Here is a 15,808-nt window from a genome sequence, read left to right as displayed (position 1 = left end):
CGCCCTTAACGCAAAAGAGCGATCAGTGCCCCTTGAGCCAGGCCACCGTTTCGCGATCGATACGGGCCTTCACCGCCAGGCGGTCCTTCAACCGCCCAAGCGCGCGTTCGACCGGCTTTTTCGCGTCTTCGGGCAGGGTCTGCTCGTACGCGGTCAGCTTGTCGACCATCGACGGAGTATCGGCACGCCCAGCCAGACGTTCGACATAAGTCGTCTGGGCCGAGGCATCGACCAGGGCGAGCACGGCATTACGGTGCGCGACGAAAAAGTCGAACGCCAGTTCGCTGTGTTCGGCCGCCACTGCAGAGATGATCCCGGCCGAAGTGGTCTTGCCCGGGACATCGGTCAGCGCCAGATCGAGCGCGCGCCGTGCCAGCGCGACATCGCGCGCGCCGCCCAGTTGTTCGAACAGATCCGAACGCGCCACGGTCGAGGTGCTGTCCTTGGCCATCTGCGCCAGCTTGTCCCATTCGGCAGGCGTCGCGTTGCGCGCGATGATGCCCAGCCAGTCCTGCTTCAACGGGCCATCCAGCGCATGGGGATCATGGTCGAGCGCGGCAAACCGCCGCCGTGCCTCGGCCAGCACGCCCGGTTCGCCCAGATGCCCCAGCACCGCGACGAGCGTGGCGCGCAGATCGGCATCGGGCAGCGTGTCACTGCTGCGCGGATCATAGCCCAGCGTGTCGAGCCGTGGCTTCCACAGCGCAATCGCGCGCGCCGCAATCGCGGCCTGCCCTGCCGGATCGCCATCCAGCCGGTCATACAATCCGTCGAAGCGCCGCGCGGCATCACCCGCCACGCGTGCATTGGCGTCGACCGGCAAGGCTGCAAGCAGATCGAGCGGACCCGCCAGCGGCTGATACCCGGCCAGACCCAGTTCCATCTGATCGGCGATCAGCCCGCGCTGGTCGATCGGCGCCAGATGCGGCAGCGCAACGGTCAACGCGGTCAGCCCGGCGGGCGTATAGAGCGTGCGGTAATAGCCAAGCTGCCCGGCGTTGATCACCACCGGGCCACAGCCGTCGATCGTCAGCGTGGTCTTGCCATCGGCCATCACCGAACGCTGCGGCGCGCCGCCGCCGACCGACACCAGCAAAGGCACATGCCACCGGCGCGTCGACGGTTCGCCCACGCGATCGCGGGTAAATTCGTCCTGCGTCAGGCTGAGTGTGGTCTTGCCGCCAGCGCATTGCACATCGGCCACGCGCACCAGCGGGATGCCCGGTTGGGTGGTGAAATCGGTGGCAATCGTGGTCAGCCCGGTGGCCCCGGCGGATTCGACCGCATGCCACAGATCGGCAGTGTGGCTGTTGCCGAACTTGTGCGCGGCCATATAGGCGCGGATGCCGTCGCGCCAGGTGGTTTCCCCGGCATAGGCCTCCAGCATGGCCAGCACCGCTTCACCCTTTTGATAGGTGATTGCGTCAAACGCCTGGTTGGCTTCATCCACTGTGCGGATGCGCTGCACCACCGGATGCGTGGTGCGGAACGCATCGAGCCCCATCGCCGCCTCGCGCCCCGAGACGCGGTTGAGCAGTGCGAACCAGTCGGGATGGAAATGGTCGGTCGCCTTGTTTTCCATCCAACTGGCGAAACCTTCGTTCAGCCACAGATCGTCCCACCAGGCCATCGTCACCAGATCGCCGAACCACTGGTGGGCCACTTCGTGCGCCTGCGCCACTTCGATGAATTCGCGCGATTGCGGCGAGGTCGTCTTGGGATCGTCGAGCAGATCGCGCTGGAACGTGAACACCGCGCCCCAGTTTTCCATCGCCGCAAAGAATTCCGACTGGCCGGGTCCGGCGATGTTGTCGATCTTGGGCAGGGGGTAGTTCACACCGAAATAGTCGTTGTAATAAGGGATCAGCCCGGCCAGTTCGTTCAGCGCAAAGCGCGCCTGTTCGCCGCTGCCTTTTGGCGAGACGATCCCCGCCTCGACCCCGGCGCTGGTCATCTTGCTCATCCGCTCGAAATCGCCCTCGCCAAAGAACAGCAGGTAGGATGCCATTTTCGGCGTGGTGCGGAAGGTGACCTTTTTCAGCCCCTTGCCCGCCGGTTCCTCACTGGCGACTGGCATGTTGCTGACGGCCAGGCGGTCTTGCGGCACCACCACCGACAGATCGAAGGTCGCCTTGTACGAAGGTTCATCGAACATCGGCGCGAACTGGCGCGCATAGCTGGGTTCGAACTGGGTAAACAGCGCGCGCGTCGGCTTGCCGTCGTTGCCGGTGTAATCGAGCGCGAACAGCCCGTCGGCCTGGGTGTCGATGCGCCCGGCATAGCTGCCTTCGATGCGATAGTGGCCCGCGGCGATGCCGCCGGTCGCGCCCAGCCGCACGGTCTGTTCTTTTGCATCAGGGCTGATCGCCAGCGGCATGCTGTGCCCATCGGCCGTCACCAGCCGCGCCTTGTCCACGGTGATCTGCGCGGCATTGAGCACCACTGCATCGGTCGCCTGCGGCACATCGATATCGATCGCGAACGTTCCGGTAAACGTCAGCGCCTTGGGATCGGGCCGGATGGCGATGACATAGTGGCTGGGGATCGCGGTGTGCGGCAGCGTGCCATCGGCGGGAAACGGCGCCTGCGCCATGGCAGGAACCACGGGGGCGAGGCACAGTGCGGTACCGGCCAGGGCCAGCGCAGCGAAAGAACGATGTCCGGAACGAAACATGCAAGGCCTTGTCAGCAAGCGATCCCATCGGGAACAGGGATCTGGATGGGCCGCAGGCCTAGCCGCGCGATGGTTGCAATGGCAATCAGTTTTGCCGGACTGGATCGACGGGAAGCATCTGCCGCCCGACGAACGACTTGGCGTCCGGTCAGACCAGCGGCAGGCGCAAGGTTGCGGTCAGACCGACGATCCGGCCCTGTTCAAACCGGTTGGCCAGCGACAGCGAGCCGCCATGCTGATCGGCGATAGCACGTGCCAGCGTCAGGCCCAGCCCTGCACCGCCGGTGCCGGTGTTGCGTGAAGGATCGAGCCGCGTGAACGGTTCCATCATGCGGGCAATCGCGTCTTCGGGAATGCCCGGACCGTCATCGTCGACCACCAGCACGGCCTCGCGCGCCTCGCGGTGGAGGCGCACCCGGGCGCGGTGTCCATACCGCAGCGAATTCGACACCAGATTACGCAAGGCGCGGCGCAGCCACGTGGCGCGTACCGGGGCAACCGTGCGTTCGGTTTGGGTCAGCACCACATCGTCGCCCATGTCTTCGTATTCGCCGATGACATCGGTCACCAGCGCCGACAATTCGGTCACTTCGATCGGGTCTGACGGGCGGCCCACCCGTGCGAGCGACAGGATATCGTCGAGCGAGCGGTTGATATCCTCGATCGTGGCGGCCATCCGCGCCCGCTCGACATCGTCGACCACCGCCTCGATCCGCACGCGCAAAGTCGCCAGCGGCGTTTTCAGATCGTGGCCGATCGCGCCCAGCATGACGTCTTTTTCATCGAGCAGCGTGCTCAACCGCGCCTGCATTGCGTTGTGCGCGGCGATCAGTCGCTGAATGTCCTCGGGCCCTTGTGGTTGCAACGGGTCGGAACTGCCCGGATCGGCGGCGAACCGCTCGATCCGCCGGGTCAGCGCCTGCAACGGCCGGGTGATGCGCCGCAGGATCAGCGCGACCACCCCCACCAGCAGCAGATAGATCAACAGTGTCTGACGCAACAACCGGGCAAACAGCATGCTCTCGTTCGACGGGTTGAAGCTGCGCACGGTGATCCAGGTGCCGTCGGGGCGCCGCTCCGACGCGACCACCAGCGGGGGCAGCGTCCTGTCGCCGGTCAGGCGGAACCGCACGCGCAGTTCCGGGACGGCGGGGTGCAGCAAGGGATCGCTGGCCGCCTCGCGCTGCACCACCAGCAGTTGGCCGGGCGTTTCGCCTTGGGCCACCAGCACATCGCGCAACGCAGTTTCCACTTCGGTCAGATGCGTGTCGCCAGCCTGTTCGGGCGAGGCGGCATCAACATGCACACGCAATCCGCGCGGCAGGTGCAATCCCTCATCGGGTGGTCCCGGCGGCATCCCCATCGGCGGGCCCATCGGCGGCCCATGGTCCGGATGGTCGCCATGGGCATCGGGCCCTGCGCCGTTGTCGGGACGCGGCCCCTGCAGGCGGCCGTCGAACATGCGCATGGCCGCGCCGTTGACCAGCCCGGCAATGTGGCGTTCGTGCACTTCGCGCCAGATAAACCAGGCAGACAGGCCTTGCGCGACCAGCAGCGCAGCCGCGATGGCCAGCATCATCTGCCCCTGGAGGCTGCGCACCCACATCGTGCTAGTCCCGGGCCGCGAACTTGCGCACTTCGGCTGCGAGCATGTAGCCGCCGCCCCACACCGTCTGGATCAGTTGCGGATTGCGGCTGTCGGGTTCGATCTTGCGGCGCAGACGACTGATCTGGTTGTCGACCGCGCGGTCGAACAAATGCGCTTCGCGTCCCTGCACCATGTCGAGCAGACGATCGCGGTCGAGCACCTGGCGCGGATGGTCGAGAAACGCCATCAACAGGCGGAATTCCGCCGAAGAAATCGACACCATCGCGCCTTCGGGATCGATCAGCCGACGTTTGAGCGGATCGAGACGCCAGCCTTCGAATTCATAGACCACCGCTTCGGCCGCATCGGGTATGGTGCGTCCGGCACGGCGCAGGACACTGCGGATACGCGCGACCAATTCGCGCGGGTCGAACGGTTTGACCACATAGTCGTCGGCGCCGATTTCCAGCCCGACGATGCGATCGGTCGATTCGCCGCGCGCGGTGATGAAAATCACCGGCACCCTGCGCGATTCGGCCAGATAGCGGCACAGCGACAGGCCATCCTCGCCCGGCATCATGATATCGAGCAGCACCAGGTCGAAATGGCTCGCTGCCAACCGCCCGCGCGCTTCGGCCGCGTTGGTCGCCTGCGTCACGGCAAAGCCCTGACGTCCAAGATAATCCGCCAGCGGTTCACGCAAGCCGGCTTCGTCATCAACCAGCAGGATTTCGGTAAGCGACGGGTTGCTCATCGCGTCGTTCATATCCGATTGCAGCCCCGGCGCCAGCATGGTTGTCACTTCACGCCTCCGTCACTGCGCAGCAGGGGGTGGGGGTGGCGGCGGTGGTGCGTCGCCATCGTGGTGGCGCCATTCGTGCCCGTGCGGTCCGCCTTCGCCAGGATGATCCCAGTCATGGTGATCCATGTGGTGGTGTTGGCCGTGCCGCCACCCGCCGTGCCACGCCGCGCGAAGTTCCTCATGCGTCAGCGCGCCGTCGTGATTGGCATCGAGCGTATCGAAACGCGCCTTGACCGCCGCATCGAATACCGCGCGGGTGCTGATGCCATCCTTATGCAATCTGTGCAGGGCCGGCATGACGATTGCCATCGCGATCAACCGGTCAGGACCTTTGCCTTCATGGCCCGGTTTGTGCCAACCCGCTTCTCCCGGCGGGGGCGGGGGCGGGCCGTCGGGACCGTGGTCCGGGCCATGATCGTGCCATTGCGCTTCGCGCGCATGGACAAAGGCCAGAAATTCATCCTTGCTGATCACGCCGTCGCGGTTGGTATCCCACCTGGCAAAGCGTTCGAGCAACCGCGCATCATGGTCGGCGGCGTCGATCTTGCCGTCGTGATTGACATCCATCCGATCCCACAACTTGTCGGCCACGGCCTTGACTTGCGCAAATGTGATCGGCTGTTGCACGTGCGGCGCGGCAGGCGCCTGCGGAGCGGGGGCTGCAAAGCCGGGCACCGAGCCCGCCACCAGAGCCAATGCGACGCCGGCAAAAAGTACGCGCTTCATGTCCTCGTTCCCTTCGTGGAGACCACGGCCCGATCCACCAGGGCCGGTATCCAAGGAAAGCCGCGAGGCGGTAGCTGAGGTCAGGCTGGGGGGGGCCTTGCCTGACCGGTCGTGCTTGGGGCTGTGCATCTGCCGCCCCACGACTTTCCAGCCCATGGTATAGGCGGCGGATGTCGCCCAACTATGCCGGAATCCCCTGATCTTTGTCGCACATTGTCGCGTGGATGGGCAGATCCCGGCGCGCTGTCAGCCTGCCGTCATGACAAAGGCGTTCAACTTGTTGCCATCGGGATCGCGGAAATAGGCAGCATAAAAACCACCCTCGCCGCGCGGTCCCGGCGCGCCCTCGTCGCTGCCGCCGTGCGCCAGCGCCAGCGCATATAACCGATCGACTTGTGCATGATCGCGCGCGTCGAAGGCCACCATCACGCCATTGCCCACGCTGGCCGGCTGGCCATCGAACGGCAATGTCAGCCCGATACCCGCTGCGCCGCCGGGGGTGCCCCAGGCAATCGCGGTGTCGGTGGTGAACATTCGCGTCGTGCCCAGTTCGGCCGCGATTGCATCATAGAACTGCGCCGCGCGCGCAAGATCGCTGGTGCCCAGCGTGACATAGCCGATCATCCCGAAATCCTCCCCATCTCCCGGCCGAAACGACTCGGGATGACAGGAACATATCAGGAACTAATACCCATCACAACGGCGCGGTGCCCGCTTCCAGCCAGACGCGGTCCGCGCCGTCCAGCAAAGGCGCGACAATCGTGCGGACTTGCGCGTGATAGGCGTTCAGCCAGTCGCGCTCTCCCGCATCGAGCAAGGACAGATCGATCAGGCGCCGGTCGATCGGGGCATGGGTCAGCGTGGCAAAGCCCAGGAATTCGCCTTCTGCGCCATCGATCGCGCGCGGTTCGACCAGCACCAGGTTCTCGATGCGGATGCCATAGGCGCCCGCGCGATAATACCCCGGCTCGTTCGACACGATCATCCCGGCCAGCAACGGATGCCCGGTGCCGGCCTGGGCGCCTTGCGCCTTGGCAATCCGCTGCGGCCCTTCGTGCACGGCCAGAAAGCTGCCCACGCCGTGCCCGGTGCCGTGCGCATAGTCGAGCCCCGCCGCCCACAGGAACTGGCGCGCCAGCACATCGAGCTGCGCGCCGGTGGTGCCGGCGGGAAACACCGCGCGGGCCAGCGCGATATGGCCCTTTAGCACGCGCGTGAACCGGTCGCGCACTTCGGGCGGGGGGGCATCGGGGCCGATCCACACCGTGCGCGTCACATCGGTGGTGCCATCGCGGTATTGCCCGCCCGAATCGACCAGATAGACGCTGTTGGGCTCGATCGTGCGACAAGTTGCCGGATCGGCACGGTAGTGCACCACCGCGCCATTGGGCCCGGCGCCCGAAATGGTGTCGAACGACAGATCGATCAGCGCATTGGTCGCGCGGCGTTCGCCTTCGAGCCGGTTCGATGCGCTCACTTCGGTTTCGCCGCCAGCCGGGGCGGTGCGTTCGAGCCAGTGGAGAAACCGGCTGAGCGCGGCGCCGTCGCGCGCCTGCGCGGCGTGCTGCCCGGCAATTTCGACCGGATTCTTGATCGCCTTGGGCACGATCACCGGATCGGTCAGCGGCACGATCGTCGCGCCCGCCCGATCGAGCGCGTGGAAGATCGCCGCGACGCTGCGTTCGGGATCGACCGCGACGCGTTTGCCGCCCAACGCCGCCAGCGCATCGGCAAAGGCAGCGCGCGGGGCAATCCGCACCGCATCGCCCAGATGCGCGACCAGTTCCGAGGTCACTTTTTCGGGCGCCAGAAACAGATCGGCACCACCATCGGCGTGGACCAGCGCAAAGGCCAGTGCCACTGGGGTGCGCTCGACATCGGCGCCCCGGATGTTGAACAGCCAGGCCACCGAATCGAGCGCGGCAATCACCACCGCGTCACAGCCCTGATCGGCCAGCCACGCGGCCACCGCCGCGCGCTTGTCGGCATGATCGACCCCGGCAAATTCGATCGGCTGCGCAAAGGCGGGCGCGGCTGATGGTGCCGGTTGCCCGGTCCAGACCGCATCGACCGGGTTGGCGTCCACCGCCACCAGGTCCGCGCCGCGCGCGGCCAGCGTGCGCGCCATGGCCCCGGCCCAGTCGCGCGTGTGCAGCCACGCGTCATAACCGATGCGCGCGCCTGCCTGCACATGGCGCGCCAGCCACGCCGCCGCGCTCGACGCCGGGACCTGCTCGAAATCATAGAACCGCGCATCGACTTGTTCGCGCACTTGCAGCGTATAGCGCCCGTCGACGAACATCGCCGCGCGATCGCGCAGCACCACCGCCGTCCCCGCCGACCCGGCAAACCCGGTCAACCATTCCAGCCGTTTGGCATAGGCGCCGACATATTCGCTCATGTGTTCGTCGCAGATCGGCACGACAAAACCATCGAGGCCCTGTTCGACAAGCTGTTTGCGCAGCGCGACCAGCCGCGCTTCATGGGTGTTCATCAACATCGCCGCTGTCCATCAAAAGCAATCCCCCGCGCTTGCAGGGGCGTGCCATGCACCATAGAGACGATGCATGGCCAAAACCACCCCCTCCCCTTCGCTGCCCCCGGTCGCCGAACGGCGCCCCACCCAATTCACCCACCACGGCGTGACCGTCACCGATGACTATGCGTGGTTGCGCGACCCCGGCTATCCCGAAGTTACCGACCCGGCGATCCTCGACTATCTCAACGCCGAAAATGACTGGTTTGCCAAAGCCATGGAGGCACAGGCGCCACGCGTCGACGCGCTGTTCACCGAAATGCGCGCGCGCATCAAGGAAGCCGACCGGTCGGTGCCGCAGAAGGATGGCGATTACCTCTACTGGATCGAATACGAACAGGGCGTCGAATACAAGAAATGGTGGCGCAGGCCCGTGGCCGCGGGCGATGATACCGGCGCCGACGAGCTGATTTTCGACGAAACCGCCGCGGCGGCGGGCCTCGATTATTTCCGGCTGGGCGCGATCGCGGTGTCGAACGATGGCACCCGGCTGGCCTGGGCCGTCGACAGCGACGGGTCCGAACGGTTTGTCGCGCGGATCAAGGTGATTGCCACCGGCGAAGTGCTGGCCGACGAAATTCCCGACACGCTGTCGGGGCTGATCTGGACAAGCGATGACAGCGGCCTGGTCTATGCCCGCGTCAACGACCAGTGGCGCACCGACACCGTCCTGCTGCACCGCATCGGCACTGCCCACGGCGAGGACGTGGCACTCTATCACGAAGCCGACGAGGGCTTTCGTGTCGGCGTCGGCCTGTCGGCCAGCGAGCGCTGGATCGTCATTTCGACCGGCGATCATGAAACCGGCGAGGCCCGGCTGGTGCCCGCCAGCGATCCGACCGCGCCGCAGATCCTGGTGCGCGAGCGCCAGACCGGGGTCGAATATGATGCCGACGTCTATGATCGTGGTGATGGCAGCGAACCGCTGCTGTTCATCCACACCAACGACACGCACGAGAATTTCCGGCTGGCCACGGCGCCGCTGTCCACACCCGGCGCGTGGACCACGCTGGTCGAAGGCACCGACGATTTCTATCTGACCGGGTTTGACCTGTTCCGCGATTTCTATGTCGTCGAAGGCCGCGTGCGCGGGCTCGATCGCATCGAAGTGCGCTATTACGATGACCCGGCGCGGATCGAGCCGATCGCGTTTCCCGAGGCGAGCTATGAAGCGGGTCTGTCGGAAAATCCCGAATGGGCCACCGACCGCCTGCGGCTGACCTATGAATCGATGGTCAGCCCGGCCTCGGTCTATGACTATCACGTCGCCGCGCGCACGCTCGACCTGTTGAAAGTGCAGGAAATCCCTTCGGGCTATGACCCGTCGCTCTATGTCACCGAACGGCTGGAGATCGAGGCGCGCGACGGCACGATGGTGCCGGTGTCGATCATGGCGCGCAAGGATCGCCGCGATCCCTCGCCGCTCTATCTTTATGGTTATGGCGCCTATGGCATTGCCATCGGCCCCGGCTTTTCCACCGTGCGGCTCAGCCTGGTCGATCGCGGCATGGTGTTTGCCATCGCGCATATCCGGGGCGGCGACGATCTGGGCCGCCGCTGGTACAAACAGGGCAAGCTGGACAAGCGCACCAACACGTTCAACGATTTTGTCGACGTGGCGCGCGGCCTGGTCGCGCGCGGGCTGACCGAGGCCGGACGCATCGCGATCAGCGGCGGTTCCGCCGGGGGCGAACTGATGGGTGCGGTGATCAATTCCGATCCCGATCTATGGGGTGCGGTGGTCGCGCATGTGCCGTTTGTCGACGTGCTCAACACCATGCTCGACGCGACACTGCCGCTGACCCCGGGCGAATGGCCCGAATGGGGCAACCCGATCGAGGATGCCGAGGCGTTTCGCCTGATCGCGTCCTATTCGCCTTATGACCAGGTGCGCGCGCAGGCCTATCCGCCGCTGATGGTCACTGCCGGGCTGAACGACCCGCGCGTGACGTATTGGGAACCCGCAAAATGGGTGGCAAAGCTGCGCGCGGCCAAGACCGACGCCCATGCGCTGCTGCTCAAGACCAACATGGGCGCGGGCCACGGCGGCAAATCGGGCCGGTTTGAAAGCCTGAAGGAAACCGCCGAGGAATTCGCCTTTATCCTGTGGCAACTGGATATCGGCGATGGCCAACCGGCATGAGTTGACCTTCGTCGCCGGCGCGGACGACATCGACGAACTGGGCCATGTCAACAACGCCGTCTGGGTGCGCTGGATGGAGCGCATCGCGGTGGCGCACTGGCAGGCCGATGCCGCGCCCGAGCACCGCGACCGCTATATCTGGGTCGTGACGCGGCACGAAATCGACTATCGCGGCAATGTCGGGCCGGGCGAGACCGTACGCGCGCAAACGTTCATTCCAGAGGGCCCGACAGGCGCGCGGTTCGACCGCTGCACCACGTTCCGCGATGCAAACGATCGCGTGCTGGTCGAGGCGCGCACCACCTGGGCGCTGATCGATCGCGCCAGCGGGCGGCTGGCGCGGGTGACCGCCGAGATCGCCGCGCCGTTCCTGCCCTAGGCTGTGTGGGGATTTGGCCCAGGGCGGGCTGCGAACGGCCGCTTTTGCGCTTCCGGTGCTCACGTACTGAAGTACGCTGCGCGCCGGTTCTCAAAATCAGCCATTCTCGCTCCACCCTGAGCCAAATCCCCACACACCCTGATCAGAGCGGATCAGCGAGAGGCGTTTCGTCGGGGGGCGGCGACAGCCTGATCTTGCGTTTGCGCGGCGGCGCGCTGTCGCGCAGCACCAGCGTCGTGCCGGGTTCATCGAGCCCATATTGCGCGCGCAATTCCTGCTTGAACGCCTCGACATCGGCTTCGTTGTCGAGATGGCGGATGGGAAAGCGCCGCACGATCAGATCATCCGAGGCATCGAGCAGCGTCAGCGTGCGGCCGCCGGTCAATTCGGCCAACCGCGACACATCGAGCCCGCCCGCCAAGTTCCAGTTCGAACGGTCCCAACTGACCAGTTGACGGTGGCAATACCGGCACGTGCTGACCATCGAACCATCGCTGTCGCGATGGCGATCTCGCACCGGGCGATGAACCCGGGTGAACCAGCACTGTGCCAGCGCTTCCATGCCGCGCGTTGCCCTTCGAGGTCAGGTGATCGACGCGCCGTCCATTCGGGATGGAGGTGGAACGACCCGCCGATCATGCTGCAAGAACGGCAGGCCGTGGTGGTGGTTAAGGGTGCGCGCTTCAAAAGCGGGGATCGCGCGCTCGCAGGACGAGGCGCGCAAACGCTCCGCAGGGTGGAAGTTTGTCAATGATTTCATACGCCTGTACTATATTCTGGTAAATATATTCAAAACGGATGCATTTTAACCGGCGGTCGACAAAGGCATTGTTTTTGTTGCTAATTATTAGCATTTTCGGGCGAATCCGGTTTACAAACCGGCACGATGAAAATTTACCATTAACCGCGTAACAATAGTTATGAAGTGAGCAAACACGGTCAAGATGCAGCCGTTAACAGGCTCCGCCATGATTGTTTGCCTGATTTGAAAAAAAGGGGCAGAATGTGGACCTTGCAGCCGCGATTGCGTTCAATTTTCACATTACCCATACCATTGACAACTTTCTTATCGATCACTCGCTTGCCACAAAGGTTGAATGTTCGGCACGCTATCAGTCATTTAACGATCATGCCAAAGAATATCGCGATAAATTTGCCGAACATTTAGTAGATACAATTATGTCGAGACCATTTCTTGATGATGATACGTTCATACTTTCAAAGGCCCATGGTGATTATGATGTACTGATTACAGGAGGCAATGACCCCGCGCGGATGGGTCGCTTCATTCGTTCAAACAGTTTGCTTTTGAACAATGTCGCAAAAATTGCCCTGATCCACGATTCGACGCCCCCTCGCCGCACCAGGTTACTCAATTACGGATTTGACGAAGTTATCGATAGCAAAAAGATGCATATGGACGAGGCAAGACTGCGGCTTAAATCGGTTATCATAAAATATAGGGCGAACAGAAATTTATTGAGCGACAGCTTCACCAAGAGAAATGCCGTATCTCTGGTATGCAATCCCGACTTGCTTACGCCACGGGAATTTGAAATAGCCCACACCCTTGTCGACAACATAAATTCATTCGTTTCGATTAAGAAATTTTGCTCAGAGATAAATCCATCTGATACGACGGCATTCAAAGGTTCTATTAAAGTCATGATTTCCAATTTACGGAAAAAACTGAATAGCGGATATATAATAAAAAACGATTATTCCAGAGGATATGTATTAATCAACAAGATCCTCGAATCATCAAATAACGATAAATTATTTCCGTAAGAGTCTGTTTCGAAAATCACCTTTCGGCGACAGAGTGCCACCCACCGCGAGTATCAGCAATTGGCGCCCAGCATCCCCAACCCACCGCACCCGGCGGCACCCGCAAGTGAAACGCCGCCACCGGCCCCGTGCTCGGCCGCAGACCCTGCGCGCGCGGTGCAATTCCTGAAGGATGCGCTCGACGCGCTCGACGAATTGTGTGCCTTCAACAAGCAGGCCTATGCCGCTGCCGCCCATGCGCAAATGGCGCACGACATTCTGCAGCCAATCCAGTCGTGTCCCGTGCCGCCAGTGCACGACGCGGACTGATGATCGGCGCGGTTCGCGCCCGCCGCCTGCAACCGTTAACCATTCAACGCCGAGCGCGTTTATGCCCGCAAGGCTATACTTCCCCCAGGTGAACCCGGCCATTCGCAAGATACCAGCGCCGTGAATGCGGACGGCTATCGAACCGGATTTGACAGATCCAAATCCCTGGAGGAAAAATGTCGCTCCTTAAAAGACTGTTTATCTGCAATCTTCTGAATGTGCATCGACCAATTCGTGGAAAGGTCCGATGGGACGGCCTGAATTACGTCGGGCATTGTAAAAATTGCGGGAAAAGCGTCCGGCGAAATGCACACAAAAACAAGCTGTTCCGCAATTGGTCTTCTTTCAACCACGATCAGGATCATTCCGTGGAGTTCGATCACCACGCAGGCAAATGATCCCGCCGGTCGGCAATGATCACAGCGGATTGCCATCCTTGTCGCGATAGATCTCACGGCGTCCGACATGGTTGGGCGGGCCGACAAAGCCATCGGCTTCCATCCGCTCGATCCACTTCGAGGCGGTGTTGTAGCCGACCCCCATCTGCCGCTGAATCCAGCTTGCCGAGGCCTTCTGGCTTTCGAACACGAGCTGGCAGACCTGGCGGTATTTGCGTTCGTCGGGGCTGTCGGACGCGGTCGCGTCCAGATCATCGAACCCGAACCCGCCATCTGCCGGTTCCTCGGTGACCGAGGTGACATATTCGGGCGTGCCCTGCTTGCGCCAGTGGTCGGCGATGCGTTCGACTTCCTCGTCGGACACGAACGGGCCGTGCACGCGCTTCACCGGGTCGGTGTTGGGCTTGTACAGCATGTCGCCCTTGCCCAGCAGTTGTTCGGCGCCCTGTTCGCCCAGGATGGTGCGCGAATCGATGCGGCTGGTCACCGCAAAGCTGATGCGGGTGGGCAAGTTGGCCTTGATCACCCCGGTGATCACGTCGACCGAGGGGCGCTGCGTCGCCATTATCAGGTGGATGCCCGCCGCGCGGCTCTTTTGCGACAGCCGCTGGATCAGCACTTCTATTTCCTTGCCCACCGTCACCATCAGGTCGGCCAGTTCGTCGACGATCACCACGATCTGCGGCAGCACCTGATAATCGAGCTGCTGCTCCTCGTAGATTTCCTCGCCACTGTCGGGATCGAACCCGACCTGGATGCGGCGGCCCAGCGGCTTGCCCTTGGCGGCCGCGGCACGCACTTTTTCGTTGAACCCGGTGATGTTGCGCACGCTGATCGAGCTCATCTGGCGATAGCGGCGCTCCATTTCCTCGACCGCCCATTTCAGCGCGCGCACCGCCTTGGCAGGCTCGGTCACCACCGGCGACAGCAAGTGGGGAATATCGTCGTAGCTCTTGAGTTCCAGCACTTTGGGATCGACCAGGATCATCCGGCACTGCTGTGGCGTCAGCCGATAGAGCAGCGACAGCAGGATGCAGTTGAGCCCGACCGACTTGCCCGATCCGGTGGTGCCCGCCACCAGCAAGTGCGGCATCGCGGCCAGGTCGGCCACGATCGGTTCGCCAGTGATATCCTTGCCCAGGATGATCGGCAGCAGGCCCTTGGCGTTGACGAACTTGTCGCAGGCGACGATTTCGCGGAACGACACCATCTCGCGCGTGACGTTGGGCAATTCGATACCCATCACGGTGCGGCCCGGAATGGCCGACACACGCGCCGACACCGCGCTCATGTTGCGGGCGATATCGTCGGCCAGGCCGATCACCCGGCTGGCCTTGATCCCCGGCGCGGGTTCGAGTTCGTACATCGTGACCACCGGACCGGTGCGCACGGCCATGATCTCGCCCTTGACGTTGAAATCGTCGAGCACGTTTTCGAGCAGGCGCGCATTGCGTTCCAGCGCCAGCTTGTCGATCTTTGGCGCGGTGCTGACCGGGATTTCGTCGAGCAGGTCGATCGGCGGCAATTCGAACGCATCGAACAGATCGCCCTGCCGCGCTTTCTGAATGGGTGCGGGCGCGGGGGTGCGCGTGGGATCGGTGATTTCGGTCGGGCGGCGCGGGGTCTGGCTTTCGGCCGGGGCGGGCGGCGCGGCCGCGGCGCGCGGCGCAGGCGCGGCGGCGCGTGGTTCGGGCACGTCCCCGTCATCGCCAATCGCGTCGTCGGGCGCGGCGCGGCGACGCCACAACAGGGCCAGCGGGTTGAACCGCCAGCCTTCGAGCACGAACACCCGCGCCACCAGCACCAGCCCGGCAAGCCCGATCACCAGCCCAAGCCCCAGCGCGACCCAGCCCTGCACCGCACCGGCAAAATGCGCGCACCAGTGGACCCCGGCGGCCCCCATCAGCCCGATCAGCCCGCCCGGCCCGGCGGGCAGCGTGCCGCCCGGCCGTTCCAGCGTTGTGGCCAGCGTCGTGTCGATCAGCATCACGCCCGCCAGCATCAGCAGCGCGAGCCACCACCACACCACCAGCGCGGGCACATCGGCATCGTCTTCGGTCGCTTCGATCAGATCGCCGGTACCATCCCACAGCCGCCGCGCAAACACGAACAGCATGGGCAGAATCAGCCCGCCCGGCAGGCCGAACAGCATCAGCACGCGCTCCGCCGCCCAGGCCCCGCCCAGCCCCATCCAGTTTTCCACCGGACTGCCCGATGCGGTCGATCCCGAGGGGTCGGTCTGGGTATAGCTGACCAGCGCCAGCGCCAGGAACACCAACGTGGCAAACAGCAGCGTACCGCCGATCAGTTCGGCGCTGCGCCAGAAACTGCGGCGCAGGATCGCGCGCCAGTCCGACCGGCCGCCCTGCCCACCGGACCCGGCCCGCCCACGCGCCGGAGTGACTGCCCGCGATGCCATCTGCTTACCCTTTTCGATCCGTTCGGCCCATCATGCGCCACAAAGG

At 63.8% G+C, this 15,808-nt stretch carries 12 protein-coding genes; 4 read left to right on the top strand and 8 right to left on the bottom strand.

All coding sequences use genetic code 11. The features are described 5' to 3' along the window. Positions 1 to 22: 22 nt before the first annotated feature. The 6 genes from AQZ49_RS02915 to AQZ49_RS02890 form a co-directional block, all read right to left on the bottom strand. Positions 23 to 2,674 (bottom strand): M1 family metallopeptidase, encoded by a 2,652-nt coding sequence (locus AQZ49_RS02915; protein ID WP_067612737.1) that lies wholly within the window; start codon positions 2,672 to 2,674, stop codon positions 23 to 25. Between the two features lie 148 nt (positions 2,675 to 2,822). Beyond that, positions 2,823 to 4,280 carry an ATP-binding protein gene (locus AQZ49_RS02910; RefSeq protein WP_067612733.1) on the bottom strand — a complete coding sequence of 486 codons (1,458 nt, stop codon included), beginning with the start codon at positions 4,278 to 4,280 and terminating at the stop codon, positions 2,823 to 2,825. A 4-nt stretch (positions 4,281 to 4,284) separates the two neighbouring features. After that, complete coding sequence (locus AQZ49_RS02905) at positions 4,285 to 5,016, bottom strand: response regulator (RefSeq protein ID WP_197410920.1); 732 nt, start codon at positions 5,014 to 5,016, stop codon at positions 4,285 to 4,287. Between the two features lie 60 nt (positions 5,017 to 5,076). Next, positions 5,077 to 5,790: an EF-hand domain-containing protein gene (locus AQZ49_RS02900; protein ID WP_067612730.1), complete on the bottom strand. Its 714-nt coding sequence runs from the start codon at positions 5,788 to 5,790 to the stop codon at positions 5,077 to 5,079. Between the two features lie 246 nt (positions 5,791 to 6,036). Continuing rightward, positions 6,037 to 6,414 (bottom strand): VOC family protein, encoded by a 378-nt coding sequence (locus AQZ49_RS02895; protein ID WP_067612727.1) that lies wholly within the window; start codon positions 6,412 to 6,414, stop codon positions 6,037 to 6,039. A 70-nt stretch (positions 6,415 to 6,484) separates the two neighbouring features. Continuing rightward, positions 6,485 to 8,284 (bottom strand): aminopeptidase P family protein, encoded by a 1,800-nt coding sequence (locus tag AQZ49_RS02890; RefSeq protein ID WP_067613430.1) that lies wholly within the window; start codon positions 8,282 to 8,284, stop codon positions 6,485 to 6,487. Between the two features lie 73 nt (positions 8,285 to 8,357). Here AQZ49_RS02890 and AQZ49_RS02885 point away from each other — a divergent pair, with 73 nt between their 5' ends. Beyond that, a complete protein-coding gene (locus AQZ49_RS02885) occupies positions 8,358 to 10,469 on the top strand; it encodes a S9 family peptidase (RefSeq protein ID WP_067612724.1) in 2,112 nt (703 codons plus the stop codon). Further along, positions 10,453 to 10,848 carry an acyl-CoA thioesterase gene (locus tag AQZ49_RS02880; RefSeq protein ID WP_067612722.1) on the top strand — a complete coding sequence of 132 codons (396 nt, stop codon included), beginning with the start codon at positions 10,453 to 10,455 and terminating at the stop codon, positions 10,846 to 10,848. Before AQZ49_RS02885 ends, AQZ49_RS02880 begins: the two co-directional genes overlap by 17 nt. Positions 10,849 to 10,990: 142 nt before the next feature. On the opposite strand, the gene AQZ49_RS02875 is transcribed toward AQZ49_RS02880, so the two are convergent. After that, the gene (locus AQZ49_RS02875; protein WP_067612719.1) at positions 10,991 to 11,410 is read right to left on the bottom strand and encodes a hypothetical protein; all 420 of its coding nucleotides are present in this window, start codon (positions 11,408 to 11,410) and stop codon (positions 10,991 to 10,993) included. 443 nt (positions 11,411 to 11,853) lie between these two features. On the opposite strand from AQZ49_RS02875, the gene AQZ49_RS21685 reads away from it, so the two are divergent. Together AQZ49_RS21685 and AQZ49_RS22095 are read left to right on the top strand one after the other, a co-directional pair. After that, positions 11,854 to 12,636: a winged helix-turn-helix domain-containing protein gene (locus AQZ49_RS21685; RefSeq protein WP_156428110.1), complete on the top strand. Its 783-nt coding sequence runs from the start codon at positions 11,854 to 11,856 to the stop codon at positions 12,634 to 12,636. 156 nt (positions 12,637 to 12,792) lie between these two features. Further along, positions 12,793 to 12,945, top strand: a complete 153-nt coding sequence (locus AQZ49_RS22095; RefSeq protein WP_156428109.1) for a hypothetical protein — start codon at positions 12,793 to 12,795, stop codon at positions 12,943 to 12,945. Between the two features lie 417 nt (positions 12,946 to 13,362). Here AQZ49_RS22095 and AQZ49_RS02870 read toward each other — a convergent pair whose 3' ends face one another. Beyond that, the gene (locus AQZ49_RS02870; RefSeq protein WP_067612716.1) at positions 13,363 to 15,762 is read right to left on the bottom strand and encodes a DNA translocase FtsK; all 2,400 of its coding nucleotides are present in this window, start codon (positions 15,760 to 15,762) and stop codon (positions 13,363 to 13,365) included. Between the last annotated feature and the right edge of the window lie 46 nt (positions 15,763 to 15,808).

The organism is Novosphingobium sp. FSW06-99, from assembly GCF_001519065.1.
In the GTDB taxonomy this organism is placed as follows: Bacteria; Pseudomonadota; Alphaproteobacteria; order Sphingomonadales; family Sphingomonadaceae; genus Novosphingobium.
This window is presented reverse-complemented; position numbering and strand designations above follow the sequence as displayed.

Coding starts and splice junctions, on each gene's coding strand:
- AQZ49_RS02915 (WP_067612737.1), bottom strand. CDS start 2,674: ATGTTTCGTTCCGGACATCGTTCTTTCGCTGCGCTGGCCCTGGCCGGT.
- AQZ49_RS02910 (WP_067612733.1), bottom strand. CDS start 4,280: ATGTGGGTGCGCAGCCTCCAGGGGCAGATGATGCTGGCCATCGCGGCT.
- AQZ49_RS02905 (WP_197410920.1), bottom strand. CDS start 5,016: ATGAGCAACCCGTCGCTTACCGAAATCCTGCTGGTTGATGACGAAGCC.
- AQZ49_RS02900 (WP_067612730.1), bottom strand. CDS start 5,790: ATGAAGCGCGTACTTTTTGCCGGCGTCGCATTGGCTCTGGTGGCGGGC.
- AQZ49_RS02895 (WP_067612727.1), bottom strand. CDS start 6,414: ATGATCGGCTATGTCACGCTGGGCACCAGCGATCTTGCGCGCGCGGCG.
- AQZ49_RS02890 (WP_067613430.1), bottom strand. CDS start 8,284: ATGAACACCCATGAAGCGCGGCTGGTCGCGCTGCGCAAACAGCTTGTC.
- AQZ49_RS02885 (WP_067612724.1), top strand. CDS start 8,358: ATGGCCAAAACCACCCCCTCCCCTTCGCTGCCCCCGGTCGCCGAACGG.
- AQZ49_RS02880 (WP_067612722.1), top strand. CDS start 10,453: ATGGCCAACCGGCATGAGTTGACCTTCGTCGCCGGCGCGGACGACATC.
- AQZ49_RS02875 (WP_067612719.1), bottom strand. CDS start 11,410: ATGGAAGCGCTGGCACAGTGCTGGTTCACCCGGGTTCATCGCCCGGTG.
- AQZ49_RS02870 (WP_067612716.1), bottom strand. CDS start 15,762: ATGGCATCGCGGGCAGTCACTCCGGCGCGTGGGCGGGCCGGGTCCGGT.